This window comes from Blautia sp. AF34-10 (assembly GCF_003477865.1).
GTDB classification, from domain to species: Bacteria; Bacillota; Clostridia; order Lachnospirales; family Lachnospiraceae; genus Fusicatenibacter; species Fusicatenibacter saccharivorans.
In genome coordinates this window covers 1-5013 of record NZ_QUED01000058.1, presented here as the reverse complement: position 1 = coordinate 5013, position 5013 = coordinate 1, and the positions used below count along the sequence as shown (strand labels likewise).

The following is a 5013-nucleotide window of genomic DNA, read 5'->3' as shown; positions in this document are numbered from 1 at the left end:
TATATCCCATCATTCCAGTATCATCAATTTTCAAAAGTTTGTTATACTCATCATCTTCTGTCTGGTTTTCATTGCTTTCTGAAAATGGATCTGCTATGGAACCAATTCCGATCAGGCTTTCGTTGTAGTCCTGTGCCTGCTTGATCATTGCATTTTCCTGTTCTTCCGACAAATGCGAAACTTCCTGTTCATAATCTGTAGCAATGGTTGTGCTGTTCATCTGATTAATGTAATTACTCACTACCGGATACAGGATTAAAGAAAATGCCATCAGATATCCGATTCCTCTTAGTATTTTCACTACTTTCTTCATAATACCTTTCACCTTTTCGTCTGTTTCTTCTGAAATACCCAGTCCACACTGGATATTTCAGAAAAAGCAGACATCCTCCCGGTACAATACCGGGAAGATGAACTGTCTTTTTATCCATTCTTAAACTTCAGAATGTCTTAGTTTTTTGCTTTCTTTTTGCCAAAAGCTTTGCTTGCTGTTAATACACCGAAAAGAACGATACCAGCCAGTGTTACCATGAGTGCTCCCTTGCTACCAGTAGATGGAAGCTGTGCACCTGTTTTGTTTTCTACAGCTACTTCTGGATGGTTATCTTTGTCTGTGATTGCAGTACCATTTGTAGTCTTTCCATTGTATGTGTAATCAACTGAATAGCTTTTCAGTTTGCCAGTTATTTCATCATAGTGTGCTTTAATCACAACCGTAATGTCGCTGAGAAGTTTGTTGTATCCTTCTGGAGCTTTTGTCTCTCTTAAGTAGTAAGTTCCGGCATCAAGACCTTTTACAAGTACTTTTCCGTCAGCATCGGATACAATTTTTGCAGAAGTAAAGTCTGTTGCTTTAGCTTCCTCAGCTGTTGCCTGACGGTATACACCATTTCCTTCGTCTACAATATTAATCTTAGCCTGTTCATCTGCTGCAGTACCCTCTGCGTTAGCCTTGTAAAGCTCGAATTCTGCTCCTTTAAGAGGATTTTTAGTTTCTGTTCCCTCACTATTTGTTGTGTAATATTTGAAGATTGTGAAATCAAAGGTATGTACATCTACGATGCTTGGCTCGGATTCACCTTTTTTCTCTGTTCCCGGCTTATTGCTGTATTCAACAGTAGCCTTGTTGGTGTTAGGATCAAAACCAGTTACTGCATCTTTATTTAAGGTTGCTGTATAAGTTACTTTAATTTCCTGTCCTGCTTTGTTTGCATTAGAAGCAAGGAATTTGTTCAACTCAATCTTAATTTCTGTTGTTCCATCTTTATTATTTTTTGTAGTTAATGTATATGTATTCTCTGCCTTAGTTCCATCTGTATCAGCATTAATAGTAACGTCACCAATTTTCACAGATGTGATGCTTCCAAATGTAAGACCTTTCGCTAATGTATCCTTGAAGTTAAATACATAAGAAGTATAGCCTGTCATATCCGGTACTTTAGATGTCAGTGTGTAAGTCACGGTATCACCAATGTTGACATCATCTGCATTTTTGTCATTTACTTTTTTTACTACTGTCGGGTAATTGCTCTTCATGTTAACTGTAGCATCAGTACCTGTAACGCTGACTAAAGAAGCTACGGATTTTACTGTTTCATTTCCAGGTGCTGTAGATGTATCTGTTGCACCTAATGGATAAACTACATAGTATCCATAATCCAAGTTATTAATTACCGTAGTAGTATCGGTTGTAGTTGCAGTTGTATGAGTAGCCTCTACAGTTGCAGTATTTCCAAGAATCCATCCCATGATATCTTTTGCAAACGCTGCGCCATTACTTCCATCTGTTCCGACCTGATCTTTAACATATGCATATGCTTTTTCACTTAATGCTTCACCTGTTAATGTAGAAGCACCAGAAATTTTGCTCTGGAAAAATCCTTCATATGCACTGTTCAGTGTATATGCTACATTATCGCCGCTTTTTGTTGCTGAAAAAATCTGATACAGATCCAGAGTCTTTCCTGCCACTGTATTGTTGACTGTCAGGGTGCCTTTTGGAGCTTCTGCTGCAAATGCAGTCATGCTCATGGACAGTATCATGGTCATTGCCATCAGAACTGCCATAAATCTTGATACTAATTTCTTCATGTTCCTTTTCTCACTTTCTTTTGCTTTTTTATTGGTTCACTTGGGATTCTTTCAGCCTTTACGGTGGAAGTTCCCCACGCAGCCATATCTCTCTCATGACCCTGCTCCCCCTTTCCTACATCGTCTGTTTCCGTTTCCTTCTGCGTCCGGTATAAAGCAGGAACGCTAACAACAGGCCACCTGCTATGATAAACATCATGATGCCTTTTCCACCAGTGTCCGGAAGAAGTGCAAAATGTCGGTTGATGATAGTGAAGGTAAATCCATCATCAGAGTTTTTTATTGTAGTTGTATATCCTTTTATTTCCGTTTCCGTAACAGAATATTTGTAATAATGCAAAGTTCCGTCAGCATCTTTTGTATAGGCTGGGAGCAGCTTGTCGGGTTTTTCTGACTTAATAATCTCCTGCCATGTGGATTTTGAGATATCGCCTTTTACCACATAGTTTTCATATCCTGGCACAACTTCTGTTTGTTCCGCTCCATCTGCGTCTGTCCAGCTTCTGGAAATCGTGACTGTAATGGAATCCGGCCTGATACCATCCATATTTCGGAAATCTTTCCAGACCTTATTAATGGTCAGATTTACAAATTCATCACATGGATCCTGTGTATCCGATGGTTCCGGTGATGTGCTGTCCCCTGTATTTACTGTAGTTTTAGCATCTGACATCAGAACCGCTTTCGCATCTGATACATAAGCATTCAGATCTGCCGTTTCAGAAGAATCTTTTGTTGCCATGACCGCATTCTGCAAGGTGTCATATGTATCTACCTGCACTACATGTTTTACAGAAAAGATGCTCCATCCATTTTCCTGGCTGAACGTATCTGTCAGGACAGCTGAATTCTTTTTGATCTCATTGACCGTAATCGTCGGTTTTCGGTAGATACGGTAAATGTTATCCTCACCTTCTACACCTGCTTTTGTATTAAACTCATATACGGAGTCCAGTTTACTGTTTCCGCTGAATGGTCCCACCAGCTTGGATGTTCCACGGACCACATCGCAGTAATACATGTCATTATTCCGAAGAAGACCTTCGTCGTTGTAACCAACAAAGCCTCCGCTTCGCCCATCTGTTGCAGTACCATCCGCATCATTTCCTGCGCCGCCTGCGTAGACATTGTATCCGATGGTGATTCCATACACATTGCTGTCTGTGATTTTTGTCCTGTTTGCCTTGATTAGGTTGACACTGATGTTGGACTTTACATCATTATCTTTCGTTATGATTCCATTTTTATCACATGGAAGCTTAATGGAGGAATCTCCGATCTTAATGATTGCAAAATCTGTCTGCTGGCCGTTGTCTGGCGACATTTTGGACAGTCCAACGGAAATATCAAGTCCCAGCAGATTCACATGGATGAGATTTCCATCGTACAACGCATCGACCTTCACAATTCCAAGATTGATATGCAACAGGTTGGAGTCCTGAATTTTATCCAGATACAACGCCTTTACAAGATTATCCAGAACTACGAGCAACGCATCCACTACCGTGGAATCCAGTTTTACATCCGCAAGATAGGCAAAGCTTGTTCTTCCGGCAAAGCCTCCGGCTGTTCCACCGGATTCTACCAGTTTCAGGCTGTTTTCCTGATTTTGGGCATCTCCGGCATTACAGCCTGCCATTCTGGAAAGATTTGCGTAGCCGATAAATCCTCCTGCGATCTGTTCCTCTCCACCTTTACTCTGAACAGTATAACCACCAGGTATGCCTGCCACACTGCTGTCATCAATGTGGGAGCCAAAAATATCCAGAACACCGAGGGCACCGCCAAGAAGCTGTCCTGCATTATCTCCCAGCACATCCAGCTTCTCCATTTTCACAACTCCGCTTTTTCCGGAGTAACCTACAAAACCGCCGACGCTGTTCAGACCAGTTACATAATTTAATCCTGTTACGCTGCTGTTTTTGACAGATCCATTTAACAGTGAACCGCCAAAACCTCCCGCCGTTCCGCTATATGTTACTTCATTATTCTGTCCGGATTTTGTCGCTGTGTTAGCACTGACGCCAAGTCCTGCATCTGGGCTTCCTGTGACATTTCCGTAATATACATAGCTTCGGAACGCATCCAGCACATCGGTTTTTCCAAGCTTTAAAAGATACTGTAATACCGAGGTCTCATTACCTGCACTAATGTTTGCGGCACCGGAAACATCCGCAATACCGAAGCATCCACCGGCATATTCACCGGCTACTACGGAACGGATCTTGTCTGCACGGATTCCGCTTTCCGGCTTATCCTTCTCGCCAAGAACTGCTCCACAAAGACTTCCTGCGAAGCCTCCGGCTGCTTTTGCGTACCCTGTATTGCTTCCATTTTGATAGGTTCCGTTTACAATCACGCCCCAGTCATCCCAGGCTGACACAGATGCACAACGAATGGTGGAAACAGTAGCATTCAAAACCTTGATCAGTTCTGCCGGAGCATTTACCATAAGAACATCCAGAAGCTTATTCAAAAGTCCCTGTTTTGTAGCTGTATCAATAGCTGCCACACTACCCGGATCTACTTTTCCGGCAAAACCGCCTACATAAGAAGTTCCATCTACACGCCTTAAATTTGTGATACTGCAGGAGGAAGTTTCATCTCCCCAGATCTGACCGCCGATCATTCTTCCCACATAGCCTCCGGCAAATCCTGCCGGGTCTTTGTCTGCAATACCAGTTGCTCTGATCCTTGCACCGGAACGATATCCTTCCACATGGGACTGTTTCACAACCGGCACAAAGGTTTTTAATGCTGCCAGACTGTCTGCACCTATAATCTTGAGGCCTGCCAGTGAAACGTCACCTGTATTTGCCACAGAACCTGTAAGCATCTCACCAGCAAATCCACCACTGCATCTATAAGCCTCTGCCAACTGAAGATCTACAGCAGTACCGTTTGTAACGGTTCCTCCTTCCA

The 5013-nt window shown here is 42.5% G+C and carries 2 protein-coding genes and 1 pseudogene; all 3 read right to left on the bottom strand.

Annotated elements, in window-relative coordinates:
* Positions 1–313: pseudogene (locus DWZ60_RS16635) on the bottom strand (class C sortase); the annotation flags it as partial.
* A gap of 137 nt (positions 314–450) precedes the next feature.
* Positions 451–2091, bottom strand: a complete 1641-nt coding sequence (locus DWZ60_RS16630; RefSeq protein WP_119222160.1) for a SpaH/EbpB family LPXTG-anchored major pilin — start codon at positions 2089–2091, stop codon at positions 451–453.
* A gap of 115 nt (positions 2092–2206) precedes the next feature.
* The coding region (locus tag DWZ60_RS16625) for a Cna B-type domain-containing protein (RefSeq protein ID WP_119222158.1) at positions 2207–5013 on the bottom strand (2807 nt) is incomplete at its 5' end.

Excerpts from the sequence above, each read along its gene's own strand:
- DWZ60_RS16630 (WP_119222160.1), bottom strand. The coding sequence starts at position 2,091 with ATGAAGAAATTAGTATCAAGATTTATGGCAGTTCTGATGGCAATGACC.